Source organism: Streptomyces sp. NPDC057307, from assembly GCF_042667665.1.
In the GTDB taxonomy this organism is placed as follows: domain Bacteria; phylum Actinomycetota; class Actinomycetes; order Streptomycetales; family Streptomycetaceae; genus Streptomyces.
In genome coordinates, this window is record NZ_JBHUZM010000019.1 from 49281 (window position 1) to 70123 (window position 20843).

The window sequence follows — 20843 nt, forward strand, 5'->3', positions numbered from 1 at the left end:
CGAAATGGGTTCGCCACTCTCCCGGCGCGGGTGAGACCCTGGGCTCGGTATGTCTACTTCCCTCGCCGACCTTCAGTCCCTGCTGGCCGAGGTGTCGCTGCGTGACGCGCAGCGCCTCGGCCGCCGTCTCGAAGGCGTCCGGCGCATCCGTAAGCCCGAAGCCCGGCAGGCCGTCCTCGACGAGATCGCGGTCGAGGCCGGCAGGTCCGCCGAGCGTGTGCGCGCCCGCGCGGCCCGGATGCCGGCGATCACGTACCCCGAGCAACTGCCCGTCAGCCAGAAGAAGGACGTGATCCTGGAGGCGATACGCGACCACCAGGTCGTGATCGTCGCCGGTGAGACCGGATCGGGGAAGACCACCCAGATCCCCAAGATGTGCATGGAGCTGGGCCGGGGCGTCCGGGGCATGATCGGGCATACGCAGCCCCGCCGGATCGCCGCCCGCACCGTCGCCGAGCGCGTCGCCGACGAGTTGAGGACCCCGCTCGGCGAGGCCGTCGGCTGGAAGGTCCGCTTCACCGACCAGGTGAACCAGGACGCGACGTTCGTCAAGATCATGACCGACGGCATCCTGCTCGCCGAGATCCAGTCGGACCGTGACCTGCGCGCGTACGACACGATCATCATCGACGAGGCCCACGAGCGCAGCCTCAACATCGACTTCCTGCTCGGCTATCTCGCCCAGCTCCTCCCCCGGCGCCCGGATCTGAAGCTCGTCATCACCTCGGCGACGATCGACCCCGAGCGCTTCTCCCGCCACTTCGGCGACGCCCCGATCGTGGAGGTCTCCGGCCGTACGTTCCCGGTCGAGGTCCGCTACCGCCCCCTCCTCGAAGAGGAGGGTGACGAGGGCGACCGCGACCAGATCACCGCGATCTGCGACGCCGTCGACGAACTCCAGTCCGAGGGACCCGGCGACGTCCTGGTCTTCCTCTCCGGCGAGCGCGAGATCCGCGACACCGCCGACGCGCTCGACAAGCGCAAGCTCCGGCACACCGAGGTCCTCCCCCTGTACGCGCGTCTCTCGCACGCCGAGCAGCACCGCGTCTTCCAGAGACCCGGCGGCGGCGCGACCCGCAGGATCGTGCTGGCGACGAACGTGGCGGAGACGTCGCTGACCGTGCCGGGCATCAAGTACGTGATCGACCCCGGCACCGCCCGTATCTCCCGCTACTCCCACCGCACCAAGGTCCAGCGGCTGCCGATCGAGCGGATCTCGCAGGCCAGCGCCAACCAGCGCAAGGGCCGCTGCGGCCGTACGTCGGACGGCATCTGCATCCGGCTGTTCTCCGAGGACGACTTCGACGCGCGGCCCGAGTTCACGGACGCCGAGATCCTCCGTACGAATCTGGCCTCCGTCATCCTCCAGATGACCTCGGCCGGCCTTGGCGAGATCGAGAAGTTCCCCTTCATCGACCCGCCGGACCACCGCAACATCCGCGACGGTGTCCAACTCCTCCAGGAACTGGGCGCGTTCGACGCCGCACAGAAGGATCCGCGCAAGCAGCTCACCCCGCTCGGCCGCAAACTCTCCCAGTTGCCCGTCGACCCGCGCCTGGCGCGCATGGTCATCGAGGCGGAGCGCAACGGCTGTGTACGCGAGGTGATGGTGATCGCCTCGGCGCTCTCCATCCAGGACCCGCGCGAACGCCCCTCGGAGAAGCAGACCCAGGCCGACCAGCAGCACGCCCGCTTCCGGGACGAGTCCTCTGACTTCCTGGCCTTCCTGAACCTGTGGCGCTACATCCGCGAGCAGCAGAAGGCCCGCGGCTCCTCCGCCTTCCGCCGGATGTGCAAGGCGGAGTATCTGAACTTCCTGCGCATCCGCGAGTGGCAGGACATCTACTCCCAACTGCGCACGGTCGCCAAGCAGATGGGCATCAAGTTCGAGGAGAACGACGACAACGCCCCGGCCTCGGACCAGTCCGTGCACATCTCGCTGCTGGCCGGGCTGCTGTCGCACATCGGCCTGAAAGACGTCAAGGATGGCGCGAAGAACGAGTACGTGGGCGCCCGCAACGCGAAGTTCGCGGTCTTCCCCGGCTCGGCCCTCTTCAAGAAGCCGCCGCGCGTCATCATGTCGGCGGAGCTGGTGGAGACGTCCCGGCTCTGGGCGCGGGTCAACGCGAGGATCGACCCCGAGTGGATCGAGCCGCTGGCCCAGCACCTGATCAAGCACACGTACAGCGAGCCGCACTGGGAGAAGGACCAGGCGGCCGTCATGGCGTACGAGAAGGTGACGCTGTACGGCGTACCGATCGTCGAGCGGCGCAAGGTGAACTTCGGCCGAATCGACGCGGAGGCGTCGCGCGACCTGTTCATCCGCAACGCGCTCGTCGAGGGCGACTGGCGGACGCACCATCAGTTTTTTCATGACAATCGCAAACTTCTGGGCGAGGTCGAGGAGTTGGAGCACCGCGCCCGGCGCCGCGACATCCTCGTGGACGACGAGACGCTGTTCGACTTCTACGACGAGCGGGTGCCCGACCATGTGGTCTCCGGGGCGCACTTCGACTCGTGGTGGAAGCGCAAGCGCGTGGAGGAGCCCGAACTCCTCGACTTCGAGCGTTCGATGCTCATCAACGAGGCCGCGGGCGCCGTCACGAAGGACGACTATCCGGACTCCTGGCGGCAGGGCCGGCTCAAGTTCCGGGTGACGTACCAGTTCGAGCCGGGGGCGGACGCGGACGGCGTGACCGTGCACGTACCGCTCCAGGTGCTCAACCAGATCACTTCCGAGGGCTTCGACTGGCAGATCCCGGGACTGCGCGAGGAGGTGGTGGTGGAGCTGATCCGCTCGCTGCCGAAGCCGATCCGCCGCCACTACGTCCCGGCGCCGAACTACGCCAAGAAGTTCCTGGAGCGCGCGGTGCCTCTTCAGGAAGCGCTTCCCGTGACGCTGGCCCGCGAGCTGCAGCGGATGGTCGGGGTGCCCGTCACGGCGGAGGACTTCGATCCCGGCCGGGTGCCGGACCATCTCAAGATCACTTTCCGGATCGTGGACGAGCGGCGCCGCAATATCGCCGAGGACAAGGATCTGGAGGCGCTGCGGATCGCCCTCAAGCCCAAGGCCCGCAAGGCGATCTCGCAGGCCGCGGCGGCGGTGGCGGGACCGACGGGCGAGTCCGTCGAACGCTCGGGCCTCACGGACTGGACGATCGGCACGCTCTCGCGCACCTTCGAGACCCGGCGGGCCGGCCAGCCGGTCAAGGCGTACCCGGCCCTGGTCGACCAGGGCGCGACCGTGGCCGTACGGCTCTACGACACCGAGGCCGAGCAGCAGCAGGCCATGTGGCACGGGACGCGGCGGCTGATCCTGCTCAACATCCCGGTCAATCCCGCCAAGTTCGCCTCGGACACCCTCAACAACAAGCAGAAGCTGGCCCTGTCACGTAATCCGCACGGCTCGATCCAGGCGCTGTTCGAGGACTGCGCGACGGCGGCGGCGGACCGGCTGATCGCCGAGCACGGGGGGCCCGCGTGGGACGAGGAGTCGTACCGCAAGCTGTACGAGAAGGTCCGCGCCGACCTGGTCGACGTGACCGTGCGCACCATCGGCAACGTCGAGCAGATCCTGGCCGCCTGGCAGGCGTGTGAGCGGCGGCTGAAGTCCACGAACAGCCTGGTCCTGATCAACAACGTGCAGGACGTGAAGGACCAGCTGGCGGAGCTGATGCCGGCGGGCTTCGTGACCCGTACCGGACTGCGCAGGCTGCCCGACCTGATGCGTTACCTGGTCGCGGCGGACCGTCGGCTCCAGCAGATGCCGACGAACGTCCAGCGCGACACCACGCGCATGGAGAAGGTCCACGAGATGCGGGACGAGTACGCCTGGCTGCTCGAACAGCTCCCGCGCGGGCGGCCGGTGCCGCAGCAGGTGCTGGACATCCGCTGGATGATCGAGGAGCTGCGGGTGAGCTACTTCGCGCACGCGCTGGGCACGGCGCAGCCGGTGTCGGACAAGCGGATCGTGAAGGCGATCGACGCGGCGGCGCCGTAGCCGCAGGCGGGGCCCGGATCCGGTTCGACCGCACCCTTCGAGCTGCTGTACAGTCTGACTTCGCAGCCGCCGGTGGGAATCACGCCGGAGCCGCGAATTCTGGTCCTGTGGAGCAGCTTGGAGTGCTCGCCACCCTGTCAAGGTGGAGGCCGCGGGTTCAAATCCCGTCAGGACCGCGTTTGTACGACACGAGGCCCGCATCCCTTGGATGCGGGCCTCGTTGCTGTGCCGCCCCGGAAAGCCCCACGAGTGCGGGCCTCGTTGCTGCGTCTTGGGTTGACGGCTCCCCGTGGCGCGGGTAAGTCATCCACAGGGGCCCTTCCCTGGCAGCCCAGGGCCCCGTCCTCCGGGGGGTGGCGCGCATGGCGGCATCGGTGGCGAAGCACGAGACTCGCGCGCTCCTGCGCGCCCATCTGGCGGCCGCTACGGGCTATCGACACGTCACGCGTCACTGCGCGGTCTGCCATCGCCTCCAGCGGCTCGCCATGGAGCCTGCCGCGCCCGCTCCCCCGAGCGCCGACGGGACGACAACCAACAGCTCCGCCCCGAACCGCACACCAGAAGCGGACAGCGACCCTCATTAGGCGCTATGACGGGAGTTGGCAAGGGGTTGCCTCTGTGACGGGTGTCACCGATCACATTTCCGGGACGGCTGTGCTTACACCTCGCATACAGCCTGCGAATTTTATATGTGCAATTGCATGCCCCCGCAAGCGCTTCCTCCCGGCCCCCAACTCCGGCCCCACCGCACAAAAAAGATCGCGCTGGACCCGGCGGAGTCCAGCGCGATCAAAGTGACTTGCCCCGCATCGCGGGAGCGTGGGCCCTGTTGGGGCAGATGCCCGTCGTGTGGTGCGTTGTGAAGCTGTGTGGATCAATGTGGAGCTATGTAGCTGGACGACCGGATTGGGGACCCGGGTGTCCGGTTGGGGTTGGTTGGTTGTCAGCTGTGCCCTGACGAGGCTTTTCAGGCCTCGCTGCGCTGCTGCGGAATACCCGCGAGCAGCGCGCGGACCTCTGCCTCGCGATACCGGCGATGCCCACCGAGCGTGCGGATGGACGTGAGCTTGCCGGCCTTTGCCCAGCGTGTGACCGTCTTCGGGTCCACGCGGAACATCGTGGCAACCTCAGCCGGGGTCAGCAGCGGCTCGGCATCAGGGGTGCGAGCGGTCATGAGCGGCCTCCTCGGGAGAACCGAACCATCTCGGTTCTTTCCTCTAAATTCTGCACCTTGACCCGCGTTGCCCGAAATGGCGGACGCGGGCCGAGTCGGTTATAGGACGAACGGCTTGTCCTCGGCACTACAACTACACCATCTGTCCAGCCTCGTCGGCCAAACCGATGGAATTGCCCTCTCAGGTGTTCATCAACGACGGAAGCCGATGGACCATGCCATAGCGGACAGTTACGTCGCAGTGACGATCAGTCACAGGAGCAATCAGGAGTCACGAGACCCCCCATAGAGCACAATGCAGAGCATTCCACCCTTACTTGGACGGAAGGAGTCCTCCCCGGACTCCTTGTCCTATTTTGACACGAGGGTGGGCGATGGGCGCAAGAGCCCCGTTAGTGCGGTCCGTCACGCTTGAGGCAAAGAACCCGGATCGGGGCCTAAGTCCCCCGGCGCGCGGACATGCGGCCCTACGCCCCGTCCGCGCGCCCCATCAGGTACGCCCTCAGTTGGCGAACTGGCGGTCCCTGACCGCCCGCCAGCGCTCCGCCAGCCGTTCGTACGCCACGCCCGCCGCCTCGCCGTCACCGGCCCGCAGCGCGGCGATCCCGGCCGCCACGTCCGCCGCCGAGCGGTCGTCGGCGAGCTGGGGTCCGGTGAGGGCGTGCACCAGCCCGCCGTAGTCCAGCTCGACCAGCGAGCGGGGGTGGAATTCCTCCAGCCACCGGCCCACGTCCATGAGGCCCTCGATGAGCGGACCCTCGTCGACCGACTCCCGCAGCGCCTTCAGCGCGCGGGCCAGCCGCCGCCGCGCCTGCACCATCGGGGTCCGGTAGCGCAGGGCGGGCGCCGTGGGGCCCTCCTCCTCGTACGCCCGGTACTCGCGCTCGTCGTCGGCGAAGAGCGTGAACCAGCGCACCGGCACCTGCCAGACCGCCGTCCTGATCCACGGCCGGGCGTCCGGATTGCGCTCACGCCACTGTTCGAAGTCGGCGGCGGCCTGTTCGCGTACGACCGACGGCAGTACGGCGTCGAGCAGCGGCTTCGGCAGGGTGCCGTCCAGCGACTCCAGGGCCAGCCAGCCGCGCAGCCGGGTGCGCCACGGGCAGACGCACACCACGCCGTCCACCTCCGTCACGAACGCGTCGGCGCTCTCGTGCACGGGCACCGGGACGGGCGGCGTGGGCAGCAAGTCGGCCAGGGAGCGCCGGAGTTCGTCCTGTGCGGTCGGCGTGCGGTCCCGTGCGGCGTAGCGCGCCCAGTGGCTTCTCTCCGGCTCCGGGAAGGCCGCCAGGGGCTCGTACACGCGCAGGTAGGAGGCGTAAGGGACGAGGAGTGAAGACACCGCTGGCATGGGGCGAATCGTCCCATGCCCGTACCGCCCGGGAGGGTGATCCTGGGCACTGCGTCGGATCTACGTCACGGTAGGACTTACCCTCGTGCGCAAACAGTCCCTCCCCACCCCCAGGAGGGGCTACTCACCGCTTCGTACTTGGGAGTCACCACCGTGACCGATGTGACCGGAGCCCCTGTCGCAACCGTCGATGTACTGAACACCCTGTTCCACTCCGAACAGGGTGGCCACGAGCAGGTCGTGCTCTGTCAGGACCGCGCCAGCGGGCTCAAGGCAGTCATCGCACTGCACTCCACCGCCCTGGGCCCGGCCCTGGGCGGCACCCGTTTCTACCCGTACGCCTCCGAGCAGGACGCCGTCGCCGACGCGCTGAACCTGTCGCGCGGGATGTCGTACAAGAACGCCATGGCCGGTCTCGACCACGGCGGCGGCAAGGCCGTGATCATCGGTGACCCCGAGCTGATCAAGACGGACGAGCTGCTGCTGGCGTACGGCCGGTTCGTGGCCTCCCTCGGCGGTCGCTACGTCACGGCCTGCGACGTCGGTACGTATGTCGCCGACATGGACGTCGTCGCCCGCGAGTGCCGCTGGACGACCGGCCGCTCGCCCGAGAACGGCGGCGCCGGCGACTCCTCCGTACTGACGGCGTTCGGTGTCTTCCAGGGGATGCGGGCCAGCGCCCAGCATCTGTGGGGCGACCCGACGCTGCGCGGCCGCAAGGTCGGCATCGCCGGCGTCGGCAAGGTCGGGCACCATCTGGTCGAGCATCTGCTCCAGGACGGCGCCTCCGTGGTGATCACGGACGTACGGGACGAGTCCGTGCTCCGGATCACCGACCGCCACCCCGAGGTCACCGTGGCCGCCGACACCGACGCGCTGATCCGCGCCGAGGGTCTGGACGTCTACGCGCCGTGCGCGCTGGGCGGCGCGCTCAATGACGACTCCGTGCCCGCGCTGACCGCGAAGGTGGTGTGCGGAGCGGCCAACAACCAGCTCTCGCACCCCGGTGTCGAGAAGGATCTCGCCGACCGCGGCATCCTCTACGCGCCGGACTACGTGGTGAACGCGGGCGGCGTGATCCAGGTCGCCGACGAGCTGCACGGATTCGACTTCGAGCGGTGCAAGACGAAGGCCGCGAAGATCTTCGACACCACACTTTCGATATTCGCACGTGCGAAGGACGACGGGATTCCGCCGGCCGCCGCGGCCGACCGGATCGCCGAGCAGCGCATCTCGGAGGCCCGCGCCCGCTGAGGTCCGGAGGGGCGATCGGCCGACGCTGAGCCACCGCGCGGCTCCGGGGGGAGACGAGACTCACCCCGGTCGGCGGGTCGCCCCTCAATAAGAGGTTAAAATCGCAGCTGACCAGCGAGGACACCCGTTCTCGCCGGTCCCGCGCCGAGGCGCGTCATGCGGGCGGCGTACCGTATGGCCGCGGAAGCAGGTACCGTTGAAGTCCTAAGGACGGGTCTCTCTGCGGAGAGCTCGTTCTGAAACATGAACGCGTGTCAAGACTCTGGGGCCGTGGAGCCCCGTCACCGAGGGGGTCGAGCCATGGGGCGCGGCCGGGCCAAGGCCAAGCAGACAAAGGTCGCCCGCCAGCTGAAGTACAACAGCGGCGGGACAGATCTGTCGCGTCTGGCCAATGAGCTGGGCGCATCGCCTTCGAGTCAACCGCCGAACGCTGAGCCGTTCGAGGATGACGACGAGGAAGATGACCCGTACGCACAGTACGCGGAGCTGTACAACGACGACGAAGAGGACGAGGAGTCCGGCCCGTCGTCACAGCGTCGCGGCGCTTGACGTACGTACACCTCAAAGAAATCACCCATGTGACCCGGTCCGGGCATCCCGGACCGGGTTTCACCATGACACCAGTGCCCCACCGGCACGGGCTCAGGCCGCATAGTCCCCGGTCAGCGCCGCGCCCGTGGTCGAGCCGCCGCTCTGCCTGTCCACGATGCCGCCGGCCACCCAGGCGCCCACGCCCCGGTCGGCGAGGGTGGTGAGCGCCGAGTCCACCGACTCCTCGGGGACCACGGCGATCATGCCGACGCCCATGTTGAGCGTCTTCTCCAGCTCCGTGCGCTCCACCTGGCCCGCCGAGCCGATCAGGTCGAAGACCGGGCCGGGCGCCCAGGTCGAACGGTCCACCGTCGCGTGCAGATGGTCCGGGACGACCCGCGCCAGGTTGTTGGCAAGGCCGCCGCCGGTGATGTGGCTGAAAGCGTGCACCTCGGTGGTCCTGGTCAGGGCCAGGCAGTCCAGCGAGTAGATCTTGGTGGGTTCCAGCAGCTCCGCGCCGAGCGTGCGGCCGAACTCGGCGACCTCGCGCTCCAGCGACCAGCCGAGCCGGTCGAACACGACATGCCGGACGAGTGAGTACCCGTTGGAGTGAAGCCCGGAGGACTCCATGGCGATCACGACGTCACCCGTACGGATACGATCCGCGCCCAGCAGCCGGTCGGCCTCGACCACGCCCGTACCGGCGCCGGCGACATCGAAGTCGTCCTCGCCGAGAAGGCCGGGGTGCTCGGCGGTCTCGCCGCCGACGAGCGCGCAGCCGGCCAGCACACAGCCCTCGGCGATGCCCTTGACGATGGCGGCGACCCGCTCGGGGAAGACCTTGCCGACGCAGATGTAGTCGGTCATGAACAGCGGTTCGGCGCCGCACACCACCAGGTCGTCGACGACCATGCCGACGAGGTCGTGGCCGATCGTGTCGTAGACGCCCATCTTGCGGGCCAGATCGACCTTCGTACCGACGCCGTCGGTCGCGGAGGCGAGCAGCGGGCGCTCGTAGCGCTTGAGCGCGGAGGCGTCGAAGAGTCCGGCGAAGCCGCCGAGACCGCCGACGGTCTCGGGGCGCTGGGTCTTCTTCACCCACTCCTTCATCAGCTCGACGGCGCGGTCGCCGGCCTCGATGTCGACGCCCGCGGCGGCGTAGGAGGCACCGGAGGATTCAGCTGGCATGTCGGAGAGCTTTCGTGTCAGTGCTGCGGGGGCTGGGCCGGGGGCTGGATTCGGGGTCCGTGGGGCCGAGGGGCCGTGGGTTCGGGACGTGGCCGCAGGCCGCCGCGACCGGTGGGAAGAGGGTCGCGGCGGGCCGTACGGCACGTTCACGGGGGCTCATGGCCTCTGTTACGGCCGCCTGAGCGCGTCGGCGGCGTCGGCGCCGCCCGCCAGCTCGGTCTCCAGCAGCTGCTTGCCGAGGAGTTCCGGATCGGGCAGGTCCATCGGGTACTCGCCGTCGAAGCAGGCGCGGCAGAGGTTCGGCTTGGCGATGGTGGTCGCCTCGATCATGCCGTCGATGGAGATGTACGAGAGGGAGTCGGCGCCCAGTGAGGCGCCGATCTCCTCGATGGACATGCCGTTGGCGATCAGCTCCGCGCGGGTGGCGAAGTCGATACCGAAGAAGCACGGCCACTTCACCGGCGGGGACGAGATCCGGATGTGGATCTCGGCGGCGCCGGCCTCGCGGAGCATCTTGACGAGGGCGCGCTGGGTGTTGCCGCGGACGATCGAGTCGTCCACGACCACCAGGCGCTTGCCCCTGATGACCTCTTTAAGAGGATTCAGCTTGAGACGGATGCCCAGTTGGCGAATGGTCTGTGAGGGCTGGATGAAGGTCCGGCCGACATACGCGTTCTTGACCAGTCCCGAGCCGTACGGGATACCGCTCGCCTCCGCGTAACCGATCGCGGCGGGCGTGCCGGACTCCGGCGTCGCTATGACGAGATCGGCCTCGACGGGCGCTTCTCTGGCGAGTTTTCGACCCATCTCCACCCGGGAGAGGTAGACGTTCCGCCCGGCGATGTCGGTGTCGGGACGGGCCAGATACACGTACTCGAAGACACAGCCCTTGGGCTTCGCTTCAGCGAATCGGGAGCTGCGCAGGCCGTTCTCGTCGATCGCGATCAGCTCGCCCGGCTCGACCTCGCGGACGAAGGAGGCGCCGCAGATGTCGAGAGCGGCGCTCTCGGAGGCCACGACCCAGCCGCGTTCGAGCCGGCCGAGGACCAGCGGGCGGATGCCCTGCGGGTCACGGGCCGCGTAGAGGGTGTGCTCGTCCATGAAGACGAGCGAGAAGGCACCCTTGGCGTGCGGCAGGACCTGCGGTGCGGCCTGTTCGACGGTGAGGGGCTTGCCGTCGTCGTCCGTCTGTCCGGCGAGGAGCGCCGTGATCAGATCGGTGTCGTTGGTCGCGGCGACGCGGGTCGTGCGGCCGTTCTCCTTGGGGAGGTCGGCGACCAGTTCGGCGAGTTCGGCCGTGTTGACCAGATTGCCGTTGTGGCCGAGCGCGATGGAGCCGTGAGCGGTGGCTCTGAAGGTCGGCTGCGCGTTCTCCCACACCGAGGCTCCGGTGGTGGAGTAGCGGGCGTGACCCACGGCGATATGGCCTTGGAGGGAGCCGAGGGAAGTTTCGTCGAAGACCTGTGAGACAAGGCCCATGTCCTTGAAGACAAGGATCTGGGAGCCGTTGCTCACTGCGATGCCCGCGGACTCCTGTCCGCGGTGTTGCAGTGCATACAGTCCGAAGTAGGTGAGCTTGGCGACCTCTTCACCGGGGGCCCAGACTCCGAAGACGCCGCAAGCGTCCTGAGGGCCCTTCTCGCCGGGGAGCAGGTCGTGGTTGAGTCGTCCATCACCACGAGGCACGGCACCGAGTGTAGGCGAGATCGACCGCTGGTCCGAATGCGGTACGGAAGTGGGCCGTGAGGTGGACGGCGAAGTGGGCCGGCGGCGTGTCGCCACCGGCCCACCCGAAGAGGACCCTGTTCACCTGGGAGAACCGGGCCGTCACTACTTCGCGGGGGCTCCCGCTCCGGCGCTGAGCCCTTCGCCGCCGGCCGTCTTGAGGGTCAGCTCACGGTGGTGCACCTCATACGTCACCTGGCCCTTGAGCACCTTCATCAGCTCCCGCTCCACGGACATTCCCGGCTCCGGGCAGAGCTTCCTGGTGGCCTTGACGGGCCCGAAGGTGATCGTGGAGCCCGCGACCTTCGCGGACGCCGAGAACCCGTTGCAGCCGAGGTTGCCGCTCACGGTGCCGTCCTTGGCGAAGGTGAGCGTCGCCTTCGGGGTCTCGCCCTTCTTGTCCTTGGGCAGCGAGCGGGCGGTCTTGCCGGAGATGAGGCCGTCGACGGCCCATCCGGTGCCCACGAGCGGGGCCGGCTTCTCGGCGGACAGGGCGATGGAGTCGCCCGCGGCGGTGGTGAGGGTGAGCTTCTTGTCGTCGACCTTGGCCTTGATCTTGCCGTCGATGGCGCCGCCGAGGGCCTTCTCGAAGGTTCCGGGCACCCCCGGGCAGCCCATCTGTGTCGACGGCAGCCTCTCACCGACAGTGATCGTGTCACCGTCGATGGTGACCATGGCTCCGACGCCGTTGCAGCCGGTCCGCGCGCTGACCTTGCCCTTGGCGTCGATCTCCAGGCTGGCCTCGGCGGGTACCGCGATCTTCTTGCCGTCGACGTTGAGGCTGTCGACGCTCCAGCGCACATCTGTCAGGGGCAGATCGGTCCGCACCGCGCTGCCGGCCTCGTCCGCCCCGAGGGACTCTCTGCCGGACTCGGTGCCGCAGCCGGCGAGGGCGAGGAGGGCCAGGGTCGTGAGGGCGGTGACGGTGGTCACTGACTGTTTCTGCATACCGGTGGGACGAGGCAGCCCCGGGTCCGGTTCCGTACGGATCCCGGGCGGGGCGGCCACTCAGCTCATGACCGGCAGCAGAGCACCGAGATCCGCGCGTTCGCCGCTCGCGCTGACCTGGGCCGATGCCAGCGCCTCGGACCAGGTCGTACGGCCTGTGGCGAGCCGCAGCCAGGTGAGCGGGTCCGTCTCGACGACGTTCGGCGGAGTGCCGCGGGTGTGCCGGGGTCCCTCCACGCACTGCACCACGGCGTACGGCGGGATCCGCACCTCCGTCGAAGCGCCGGGCGCCTTCACCGCGAGCGCGTCGGCGAGCAGCCGCGTGCAGGCGGCGAGCGCCTGCCGGTCGAAGGGGATGTCGAGCCCGGCCGCGCGGTTCAGGTCGTCGGTGTGGACGACGAGTTCCACGGTGCGGGTGACCAGGAAGTCGCCGAGGCGCATGGCCCCGACCCGGACGGCGATCAGCCGGTCGGCCGGGGCGCCCGGCAGCAGCGCGGTGATCCGGCCGGTCGTGCGCCCGAACAGCTCGGCGGGTTCGGCGGAGGCCGCGTACGCCTTGACGTCGTCCGAGATCGGGGCGGCCAGCGCCGCCGTGGCGAACGCCCACTCGGGCAGGCCCACCTCCGCGACGGGCGGCGCGGGCTGTTCCAGGGCGCGGCTGACGGACTCGACGCCGAAACTCAGGTGTGCGGCCAGCTCGCGCACGGTCCAGTCGCCGAGGCCCGCGGGCAGGGCGAGCTGCTCGGGGGTGAGGGCGAGGACCGCTTCGCGCACGTGCGCGAACTGGGTGAGGACGGCGGTACGGGTCTTGTCGGAGTCGTAACCGCGTTGCTTGCGCTTCTTGGCCGGTGGCATGTCCGGGAGGCTAATCGAGGCTCGGCGCGGGTGACGCCTCGTCCTGAGGGGTGAACGACTCGCCGTTGGCCGGGACGCCGATGCCGCGCCAGGTGAAGGGGACGCCGCGCGCGGTGTCCAGGTCGGGGCCGTCCATCAGCTGGAAGTGGACGTGCGGCTCGGTGGAGTTGCCGGTGTTGCCGCAGTCGGCGATCCGCTGCCCCGCGCGCACCCGGTCACCGGCGGCGACGGTCACCGAGCCCTGCTTGAGATGCGCGTACATGGCGTACGTGCCGTCGCCGAGGTCCAGGACGATGTGGTTGCCGACGATCCACGACGGGCCCGCCGTCTCCCGCAGCGGGGCTTCGATCACCATCAACCAGATGAGCGCGGGCAGCGAGGTGCGGGTCAGATGGTCGCGGCGCCCGTTCAGAACATGGACGACGGTCGCGTCGGCCACGGCGAGTACGGGGGCGCCGAAGGCCGGGTAGTGGCTGTTCCCGCGCACGAGGGGCCACAGCTTCGCGAAGGGCGGGCGGGGGTCGGGATCCGGCGCGGCCAGGATGTCGATGGCATACGTCTGGCCGTAGGTGTGGAGGCCGTGGCTGGGCACCTTGGTCGCCGGGCTGTTGAGCGCGAGCCAGCGCCCGGACACCGGCGCCCCGGTCTCCACGGGGGTGGGGGCGGTGGCCCCCTTCATCGCGCGGGCGGTGCGCCGCCCCTGGACGAGCAGCACGGCGCCGGCGAACACGGCCGGCGGGAAGAGCAGCCACAGAGGCGGGGCCCAGCCGGCGAAGATCATGCCCAGGACCAGCACGATGACGAGCAGCAGACAGCAGCGGGCCAGGATCGCGGCCAGTTTCCGTATGGACATGGTGCGGGTCACCTCGGGTCTCCGGTGGGATCTGCGATGGGTCTGGGACGGGGTCTGCGATGAGGTCCGGGGCGGGGTCTTCGGCGGGGTCCGCTGTGGGATTCAGTTCCTGGCGGCGGACAGCATGACCAGCAGCGGTACGACGCGGGCGGCCGGCACCTCGTAACGCCCCCGCCCCGCCGTCTGGAGCCAGCCCGCGCCGGTCAGCTGGCGCAGATGGTGGTAGATCTGGCCGGTGGTCCCTATGTCGTCCAGCGCCGTCAGCTCGGCGGCGGTGCGCAGGCCGCCGAGGATCTCGCGCAGCAGCCGGAGCCGTACGGCGTGGCCGAGCGCCGCGAAGCAGTCGACGGTCACCGACCAGTCGGCGTCGAGCACATGGTCGGTCAGCTCGGTGAACTGCCACCGGTAGTGCTCCAGGGTCGGCAGCCGCACCGAGCCCGTGTACGTCACACCGCCGCCGGGCACCTCCGCGAGCTGCTCCTCCAACTGCCGCAGCGGTCGCAGGGCGTCGTCCGCCGTCGGCCCCGGCCGCTCCCCTCGCGGCGGCCGGGGTGACGACTCCGACTCGGGGCGCGTCCGCTCCAGCGCCGCGAGCCGGCGTTCCAGCTCGGCGACCCGTTCCTCAAGCTCCATGCGCTGAAGTTACGTAATTACGTAATCCTTCGCAAGTGCTTTCCGTGGTGCGGGCGCGGCGGACACGACGAGGCCCCCGACCGGTTCCGTACGAACCGGGCGGGGGCCTCGTCGTGTCTCGGGCCGCGGCCTCAGGCCAGCAGCGCCTCGATCGTTCCCTCGTGCGCCGCCCGCAGCTCGCTCAGCGCGATGCTGAACTCGCCCTGGACCTCGACCTCTTCACCGTCCACCACACCGATCCGCGTCGCGGGCAGCCCACGCGCCCCGCACATGTCGGTGAAGCGCAGCTCCTCGCTGCGCGGCACGGCCACGACCGCGCGCCCGGCCGACTCGCTGAACAGCGCGGTGAACGCGTCGAGCCCGTCCGGCACGACCAGCCGCGCGCCCTTGCCGCCCCGCAGGCACGACTCGGTGACGGCCTGGATCAGACCGCCGTCGCTCAGGTCGTGCGCCGCGTCGATCATGCCGTCGCGCGATCCCGAGATCAGGATCTCGCCGAGCAGCTTCTCCCGGTCCAGGTCCACCTTCGGCGGCAGTCCGCCCAGGTGGTCGTGGATCACCTGGGACCAGGCGGAGCCGCCGAACTCCTCGCGAGTGTCGCCGAGCAGGTAGAGGAGCTGGCCCTCTTCCTCGAAGGCGATCGGCGTACGGCGTGTGACGTCGTCGATCACACCGAGCACGGCCACGACCGGCGTCGGGTGGATCGCCGTCTCGCCGGTCTGGTTGTAGAGCGAGACGTTGCCGCCGGTGACCGGGGTGCCCAGCTGGAGGCAGCCGTCCGCGAGACCGCGGGTGGCCTCGGCGAACTGCCACATGACGGCCGGGTCCTCGGGCGAGCCGAAGTTCAGGCAGTCGGAGATGGCGAGCGGCTTGGCGCCGGAGGCGGCGACGTTGCGGTACGCCTCCGCCAGCGCGAGCTGCGCGCCCGCGTACGGGTCGAGCTTGGCGAACCGGCCGTTGCCGTCCGTCGCCATCGCCACACCGAGGTTGGTCGACTCGTCGATCCGGACCATGCCCGCGTCCTCGGGCTGTGCGAGGACGGTGTTGCCCTGCACGAAGCGGTCGTACTGGTCGGTGATCCACGCCTTCGACGCCTGGTTCGGCGAGCCGACCAGCTTGAGCACCTGCTCGCGCAGCTCGGCCGAACTCGTGGGCCGGGCAAGCTTGTTGGCGTCGTCGGCCTGGAGCGCGTCCTGCCAGTCGGGGCGGGCGTACGGGCGGTGGTAGACCGGGCCGTCGTGCGCCACGGAGCGCGGCGGCACGTCCACGATCTGCTCGCCGTGCCAGAAGATCTCCAGCCGGGTGCCCTCGGTGACCTCACCGATGACGGTCGCGATGACGTCCCACTTCTCGCAGATCTCCATGAACCGGTCGACCTTGTCGGGCTCGACGACCGCGCACATGCGTTCCTGCGACTCGCTCATGAGGATTTCCTCGGGCGAGAGGGACGAGTCACGCAGCGGGACGGTGTCCAGTTCGACCCGCATACCGCCGGATCCGGCCGACGCCAGCTCGCTCGTCGCGCAGGAGAGACCGGCGCCGCCCAGGTCCTGGATACCGGCGACCAGCTTCTCGGCGAAGATCTCCAGGGTGCACTCGATGAGGAGCTTCTCCTGGAACGGGTCGCCCACCTGGACCGCCGGGCGCTTGGCCGGTCCGGTCGACTCGAAGGTCTCGGAGGCCAGCACCGAGACTCCGCCGATGCCGTCGCCGCCGGTCCGGGCGCCGTACAGGATCACCTTGTTGCCGGGGCCGGACGCCTGCGCGAGGTGGATGTCCTCGTGCCTCATCACGCCGATGCAGCCCGCGTTGACCAGCGGATTGCCCTGGTAGCAGGGGTCGAAGACGACCTCGCCGCCGATGTTCGGCAGGCCCAGGCAGTTGCCGTAACCGCCGATGCCGGCGACGACCCCGGGCAGCACCCGCCGGGTGTCGGGGTGGTCGGCCGCGCCGAAGCGCAGCGGGTCCACGACGGCGACCGGGCGGGCGCCCATGGCGAGGATGTCGCGGACGATGCCGCCGACGCCGGTGGCCGCGCCCTGGTAGGGCTCGATGTACGAGGGGTGGTTGTGCGACTCGACCTTGAAGGTGACCGCGTACCCCTGGCCGACGTCCACGACGCCCGCGTTCTCACCGATGCCGACCAGCATCGCGTCGTTGGCGGGGGCCTTGTCGCCGAACTGCTTGAGGTGCACCTTGCTGCTCTTGTACGAGCAGTGCTCGGACCACATCACGGAGTACATGGCCAGCTCGGCGCCGGTCGGCCGACGCTCCAGGATCTCGCGGATCCGGGTGTACTCGTCCTCCTTGAGGCCGAGTTCCTTCCAGGGCTGGTCGACGTCGGGCGTCCCCGCCGCGTTCTTGACGGTGTCCAGGTTCTTGATCGTCATCAGGCGCTTACCAGCTTCTTCAGGATCGAGGTGAAGAACCCGAGCCCGTCGGTACGGCCCGTACCGATCAGCGGTTCCACGGCGTGCTCGGGGTGCGGCATCAGGCCGACGACGTTGCCCGCCGCGTTGGTGATGCCCGCGATGTCACGGAGCGAGCCGTTCGGATTGCCGTCCAGATAGCGGAAGGCGACCCGGCCCTCGGCCTCCAGCTCGTCCAGGACCGTCTCGGCGGCCACGTAGCGGCCGTCGATGTTCTTCAGCGGTACGGAGATGGACTGGCCCGCCTCGTAGTCGGCGGTCCACGCGGTCGAAGCGTTCTCCACCCGCAGCTTCTGGTCGCGGCAGATGAAGTGCAGATGGTTGTTGCGCAGCATCGCGCCCGGCAGCAGATGCGATTCGGTCAGGATCTGGAACCCGTTGCAGATCCCCAGGACCGGCATGCCGCCCTTCGCCTGCTCGATGATCGTCTCCATCACCGGCGAGAATCGGGAAATGGCGCCGGCGCGCAGATAGTCGCCGTAGCTGAATCCACCCGCCAGGACGACGGCGTCGACCTGCTTGATGTCCTTGTCGCGGTGCCAGAGTGAGACAGGTTCCGCTCCGGCGATCCTGACAGCGCGAAGACTGTCGCGGTCGTCGAGTGTGCCGGGGAAAGTGACGACTCCGATACGAGTGGTCACGACTCCACCTTTACGACGAAGTCCTCGATGACGGTGTTGGCGAGGAACGTCTCGGCCATCTCATGGATGCGGGCGAGGGCGGCCTCGTCGACCGGGCCCTGCACCTCCAGCTCGAAACGCTTTCCCTGGCGGACGTCCGCGATCCCGTCGAAACCCAGCCGGGGCAGTGCGCGCTGCACTGCTTGTCCTTGCGGGTCGAGGATCTCCGGCTTGAGCATGACGTCGACTACGACGCGTGCCACTGGCACTCCCGGTGGTGTGGTGCGGCTGTGTGCAGCTGTCTGCGGCTGTGGTTCTGACCGGGGAATCCCCCGACCCCCCGAGTGCCATCAGCGTACCCGTACACAAAATCTACGCGAGTAGATATCCACACAGTGCCGGACTCTCCACCGATCTCCGTCGATATCGCACCGTGAGACCGCACGGAAAAATCCAGGAAAAAAACCGCTCCCGCCATTGCCGTCGGACACGCTGATGCAATTGGCTGGGCTTCACAATGCGAGGCGGTTCGCTGTACAAAGGAATAGAGTAGAAAGTCGCATTGCCCCTAAACAGCCGGAAGGCCGGTATCGCCGCACGTCAGCCATGTTTCAGAAGCATGAGCCGGACGAGGCGGGTGCCGCATGAAAGGACCGATATCCGTGGCGCAGCGCGTAGTGGTCACGCTCTCCGACGACATCAGCGGCGGAGAAGCGGCGGAAACGGTCTCGTTCGGCCTCGACGGGAAGTCGTACGAGATCGACCTCAATCCCGCCAATGCAAAGAAACTGCGCAAGGCCCTGGCCCCCTACCTGGAGGCGGGCCGGCGGCAGACCCACGCCGGCAAGAACCGCAAGTCGTACCGGCACACGGCCCTCGCGCCCGACCCGGCGGCCGTACGCGCGTGGGCGCTCTCGCACCGGATGGAGGTGCCGGCCCGCGGCCGGATCCCCAAGCGGGTCTACGAGGCGTTCCGCGAGGCCAGTTGAGGGACCGTCCGGTCGGCGGACGTCCTGCCGGGCTCGCCGGGGATCGGAGTTGCACAGCACCCCCAGCCATCGGCTAGAGTCTGGAGCACGCCGAAGGGCAAGGCCGAAAAGCCGAACCTCACGCAGCGTGCGGGTGTAGTTCAGTAGTAGAACGCCCCCTTTCCAAGGGGGAGGCGCAGTGTGCGATTCCTGTCACCCGCTCTGCATCACATCGAAGGCTTGTTGTTGGTGAACGATGCACTGCGGACGTAGCTCAGTTGGTAGAGCGCAACCTTGCCAAGGTTGAGGTCGCCAGTTCGAACCTGGTCGTCCGCTCCGTATCGAAGGCCCCGGTCACTTGTGACCGGGGCCTTCGTCGTGCCCGGCCCCTCTCTGTCCGACCGGCCTCCGTCCGCCCCCGATGACATTTGTCATGAGCAGTGGTGACAGCGCGCACTGCTCCCGGGCCCGGTCCGGCGGAAGTCTTGAAGGCATGACACGAACTCTGGGAGACCACGGCGCGAGTGCCACGGATGTGGACAGGAACGTCATCGAGGTGGATCGGCTCCGGCGCAGCTACGCGGGAGGGTTCCAAGCGGTGGACGAGGTCTCGTTCACCGTCGGGGAGGGCGAGCTGTTCGCCCTGCTCGGGACGAACGGCGCGGGCAAGACCTCCACCGTCGAGATGCTGGAGGGCCTCGCCCGCCCCAGCGGCGGCACGGTGCGGGTGCTCGGGCGCGACCCGTACACCGAGCGGGCCGAAGTACGGCCCCGGACCGGGGTGATGCTCCAGGAGGGCGGCTTCCCCAGCGATCTGACGGTCAAGGAGACCGTACGGATGTGGGCGGGCTGCACGAGCGGGGCGCGGCCCACCGGTGAGGCGCTGGAGCTCGTGGGGATGGGCAAGCGCGCCGATGTGCGGGTCAAGCAACTGTCCGGCGGTGAGAAGCGGCGCCTGGACCTGGCGCTCGCGCTGCTCGGGCGGCCCGAGGTGCTGTTCCTCGACGAGCCGACGACCGGCCTGGACGCCGAAGGGCGGCGGGACACCTGGGAGCTGGTGCGCGCGCTGCGCGACGGCGGCACCACCGTCCTGCTGACCACCCACTACCTGGAGGAGGCCGAGGGCCTCGCGGACCGGCTGGCGATCATGCACGGAGGCCGCATCGTGGTGTCGGGGACACCGTCGGAGGTGACGGCGACCAGGCCGTCCCGGATCCGGTTCACGCTGCCCTCGGGCATGGAGCCCGGACAGCTGCCGCTCACGCTCAGGGCGGCCGCCGACGGCCGGCGGATCGAGATCCGCACCCAGCACCTTCAGCGGGACCTGGCCGAACTGCTGCGCTGGGCCGAGGAGTTCGACGTACATCTGGAAAAGCTCGATGCCCGGTCGGCCTCGCTCGAAGAGGCGTTCCTGGACATCGCCGCCCAGCGCGCGGGGGCCACCGTCCCCGGTGCGGGCACCGACACGGGAGAGGCGTTCGCGGCATGAGCACGGTAATCGCACAGAATCGGGAGACGGCCGCCGAGGGCGGGACCGTGACCAGGACGGGACGGCTGAGCGCGCTCGGGCGGGCCGAGCTGACCCTGCTCGTACGCAACAGGAGCATGCTCGTCACGGCGCTCCTCATGCCGCTCCTGCTGATCGCCTCGACCAAGGCATCGCTGCGGAACGTCAACCTGGACGGCACCGGGCTGAGCGTCATGGAGATCGCCATGACGGGCGGCATCGGCATGGTGCTGCTCCTGGTGGTGTACATGAATCTCACCTCCGCCTACACCGCCCGGCGTGAGGAACTGGTACTCAAGCGGCTCCGTACGGGCGAGGTCTCCGACATGGAGATCCTGACCGGTACCGCGCTGCCGGCCGCCTCGCTGGCCCTCGCGCAGTGTGTCGTGCTGATCGTCGCCGGAATCGCGTTCCTCGACATCAGCGCCCCGCAGCGGCCCGAGCTGCTGGTCCTCGGTGTGCTGGCGGGCGTCGGGCTCATGGCGGCGCTGGCCGCGGCCACGGCCGGGTTCACCCGTACTGTGGAGAGCGCCCAGATCAGCATCCTGCCGATGCTCCTGATCTCGTCGCTGGGGTCGGGCATGTTCGTACCGCTGGAGACGCTGCCCGACAAGATCGCCTCGATCTGCGAGCTGCTGCCGATGACCGGCGTCGTGACCCTCGTACGGGCCGGATGGCTGGGCGGCACCTCGGGCGGCGACCTGGCCGTCGCGGGACTGAGTGCCCTGGTCTGGATCGTGTTCGCGGTGTTTGCTGTGAAGCGGTGGTTCCGCTGGGAGCCGCGGCGCTGATCACGGCGCGGGTGGG

General features: G+C 69.0%; 18 protein-coding genes and 3 tRNA genes. 10 read left to right on the forward strand and 11 right to left on the reverse strand.

All coding sequences use genetic code 11. From position 1 onward, the window contains the following. Nucleotides 1–49 precede the first annotated feature (49 nt). From hrpA to ACFUN8_RS10530, 3 genes are all read left to right on the forward strand, one after another. A complete protein-coding gene (gene hrpA, locus ACFUN8_RS10520; RefSeq protein ID WP_383634296.1) occupies nucleotides 50–4000 on the forward strand; it encodes an ATP-dependent RNA helicase HrpA in 3951 nt (1316 codons plus the stop codon). Nucleotides 4001–4101: 101 nt separating this feature from the next. Continuing rightward, nucleotides 4102–4176: transfer RNA gene (locus ACFUN8_RS10525), tRNA-Asp, on the forward strand. 186 nt (nucleotides 4177–4362) lie between these two features. Continuing rightward, on the forward strand, nucleotides 4363–4584 hold the full coding sequence (locus ACFUN8_RS10530) for a DUF6274 family protein (protein WP_383634298.1): 222 nt from the start codon (nucleotides 4363–4365) through the stop codon (nucleotides 4582–4584). Nucleotides 4585–4967: 383 nt separating this feature from the next. Here ACFUN8_RS10530 and bldC read toward each other — a convergent pair whose 3' ends face one another. After that, nucleotides 4968–5174: a developmental transcriptional regulator BldC gene (bldC, locus tag ACFUN8_RS10535; RefSeq protein WP_003949541.1), complete on the reverse strand. Its 207-nt coding sequence runs from the start codon at nucleotides 5172–5174 to the stop codon at nucleotides 4968–4970. 502 nt (nucleotides 5175–5676) lie between these two features. Continuing rightward, complete coding sequence (locus tag ACFUN8_RS10540; protein ID WP_383634300.1) at nucleotides 5677–6525, reverse strand: hypothetical protein; 849 nt, start codon at nucleotides 6523–6525, stop codon at nucleotides 5677–5679. A 153-nt stretch (nucleotides 6526–6678) separates the two neighbouring features. Here ACFUN8_RS10540 and ACFUN8_RS10545 point away from each other — a divergent pair, with 153 nt between their 5' ends. Together ACFUN8_RS10545 and ACFUN8_RS10550 are read left to right on the forward strand one after the other, a co-directional pair. Beyond that, nucleotides 6679–7779 carry a Leu/Phe/Val dehydrogenase gene (locus tag ACFUN8_RS10545; RefSeq protein WP_383634302.1) on the forward strand — a complete coding sequence of 367 codons (1101 nt, stop codon included), beginning with the start codon at nucleotides 6679–6681 and terminating at the stop codon, nucleotides 7777–7779. A gap of 300 nt (nucleotides 7780–8079) precedes the next feature. After that, nucleotides 8080–8328: a DUF3073 domain-containing protein gene (locus ACFUN8_RS10550; RefSeq protein ID WP_189111161.1), complete on the forward strand. Its 249-nt coding sequence runs from the start codon at nucleotides 8080–8082 to the stop codon at nucleotides 8326–8328. A 93-nt stretch (nucleotides 8329–8421) separates the two neighbouring features. Here the strand turns inward: ACFUN8_RS10550 and purM are convergent, their stop codons facing one another. From purM to purS, 9 genes are all read right to left on the reverse strand, one after another. After that, nucleotides 8422–9498: a phosphoribosylformylglycinamidine cyclo-ligase gene (gene purM, locus ACFUN8_RS10555; RefSeq protein WP_383634305.1), complete on the reverse strand. Its 1077-nt coding sequence runs from the start codon at nucleotides 9496–9498 to the stop codon at nucleotides 8422–8424. A gap of 168 nt (nucleotides 9499–9666) precedes the next feature. Continuing rightward, the gene (gene purF, locus ACFUN8_RS10560; protein ID WP_383634307.1) at nucleotides 9667–11184 is read right to left on the reverse strand and encodes an amidophosphoribosyltransferase; all 1518 of its coding nucleotides are present in this window, start codon (nucleotides 11182–11184) and stop codon (nucleotides 9667–9669) included. A gap of 144 nt (nucleotides 11185–11328) precedes the next feature. Then, on the reverse strand, nucleotides 11329–12156 hold the full coding sequence (locus ACFUN8_RS10565) for an META domain-containing protein (RefSeq protein ID WP_383634309.1): 828 nt from the start codon (nucleotides 12154–12156) through the stop codon (nucleotides 11329–11331). A 75-nt stretch (nucleotides 12157–12231) separates the two neighbouring features. Then, on the reverse strand, nucleotides 12232–13026 hold the full coding sequence (locus tag ACFUN8_RS10570) for a sterol carrier family protein (RefSeq protein WP_383634311.1): 795 nt from the start codon (nucleotides 13024–13026) through the stop codon (nucleotides 12232–12234). Nucleotides 13027–13036: 10 nt separating this feature from the next. After that, entirely contained in the window at nucleotides 13037–13879 is an 843-nt protein-coding gene (locus ACFUN8_RS10575) for a M23 family metallopeptidase (RefSeq protein WP_383634313.1), read from the reverse strand. 102 nt (nucleotides 13880–13981) lie between these two features. Beyond that, the gene (locus ACFUN8_RS10580) at nucleotides 13982–14512 is read right to left on the reverse strand and encodes an ArsR/SmtB family transcription factor (protein WP_383634315.1); all 531 of its coding nucleotides are present in this window, start codon (nucleotides 14510–14512) and stop codon (nucleotides 13982–13984) included. A gap of 131 nt (nucleotides 14513–14643) precedes the next feature. Further along, entirely contained in the window at nucleotides 14644–16902 is a 2259-nt protein-coding gene (gene purL / locus ACFUN8_RS10585) for a phosphoribosylformylglycinamidine synthase subunit PurL (protein ID WP_383634317.1), read from the reverse strand. Then, nucleotides 16902–17582, reverse strand: a complete 681-nt coding sequence (purQ, locus tag ACFUN8_RS10590) for a phosphoribosylformylglycinamidine synthase subunit PurQ (RefSeq protein WP_383634319.1) — start codon at nucleotides 17580–17582, stop codon at nucleotides 16902–16904. Before purQ ends, purL begins: the two co-directional genes overlap by 1 nt. After that, nucleotides 17579–17824: a phosphoribosylformylglycinamidine synthase subunit PurS gene (purS, locus tag ACFUN8_RS10595; RefSeq protein WP_031230836.1), complete on the reverse strand. Its 246-nt coding sequence runs from the start codon at nucleotides 17822–17824 to the stop codon at nucleotides 17579–17581. The genes purQ and purS overlap by 4 nt, the downstream gene beginning before the upstream one ends. Nucleotides 17825–18223: 399 nt before the next feature. Here purS and ACFUN8_RS10600 point away from each other — a divergent pair, with 399 nt between their 5' ends. From ACFUN8_RS10600 to ACFUN8_RS10620, 5 genes are all read left to right on the forward strand, one after another. Further along, nucleotides 18224–18550: an Lsr2 family protein gene (locus ACFUN8_RS10600; protein WP_171908496.1), complete on the forward strand. Its 327-nt coding sequence runs from the start codon at nucleotides 18224–18226 to the stop codon at nucleotides 18548–18550. Between the two features lie 129 nt (nucleotides 18551–18679). Continuing rightward, nucleotides 18680–18751, forward strand: a tRNA-Gly gene (locus ACFUN8_RS10605). A 41-nt stretch (nucleotides 18752–18792) separates the two neighbouring features. Next, nucleotides 18793–18865 (forward strand) — tRNA-Gly (locus ACFUN8_RS10610). 157 nt (nucleotides 18866–19022) lie between these two features. After that, entirely contained in the window at nucleotides 19023–20018 is a 996-nt protein-coding gene (locus ACFUN8_RS10615) for an ABC transporter ATP-binding protein (protein ID WP_383634322.1), read from the forward strand. Beyond that, nucleotides 20015–20827 carry an ABC transporter permease gene (locus ACFUN8_RS10620; protein ID WP_383634324.1) on the forward strand — a complete coding sequence of 271 codons (813 nt, stop codon included), beginning with the start codon at nucleotides 20015–20017 and terminating at the stop codon, nucleotides 20825–20827. The genes ACFUN8_RS10615 and ACFUN8_RS10620 overlap by 4 nt, the downstream gene beginning before the upstream one ends. Nucleotides 20828–20843 lie beyond the last annotated feature (16 nt).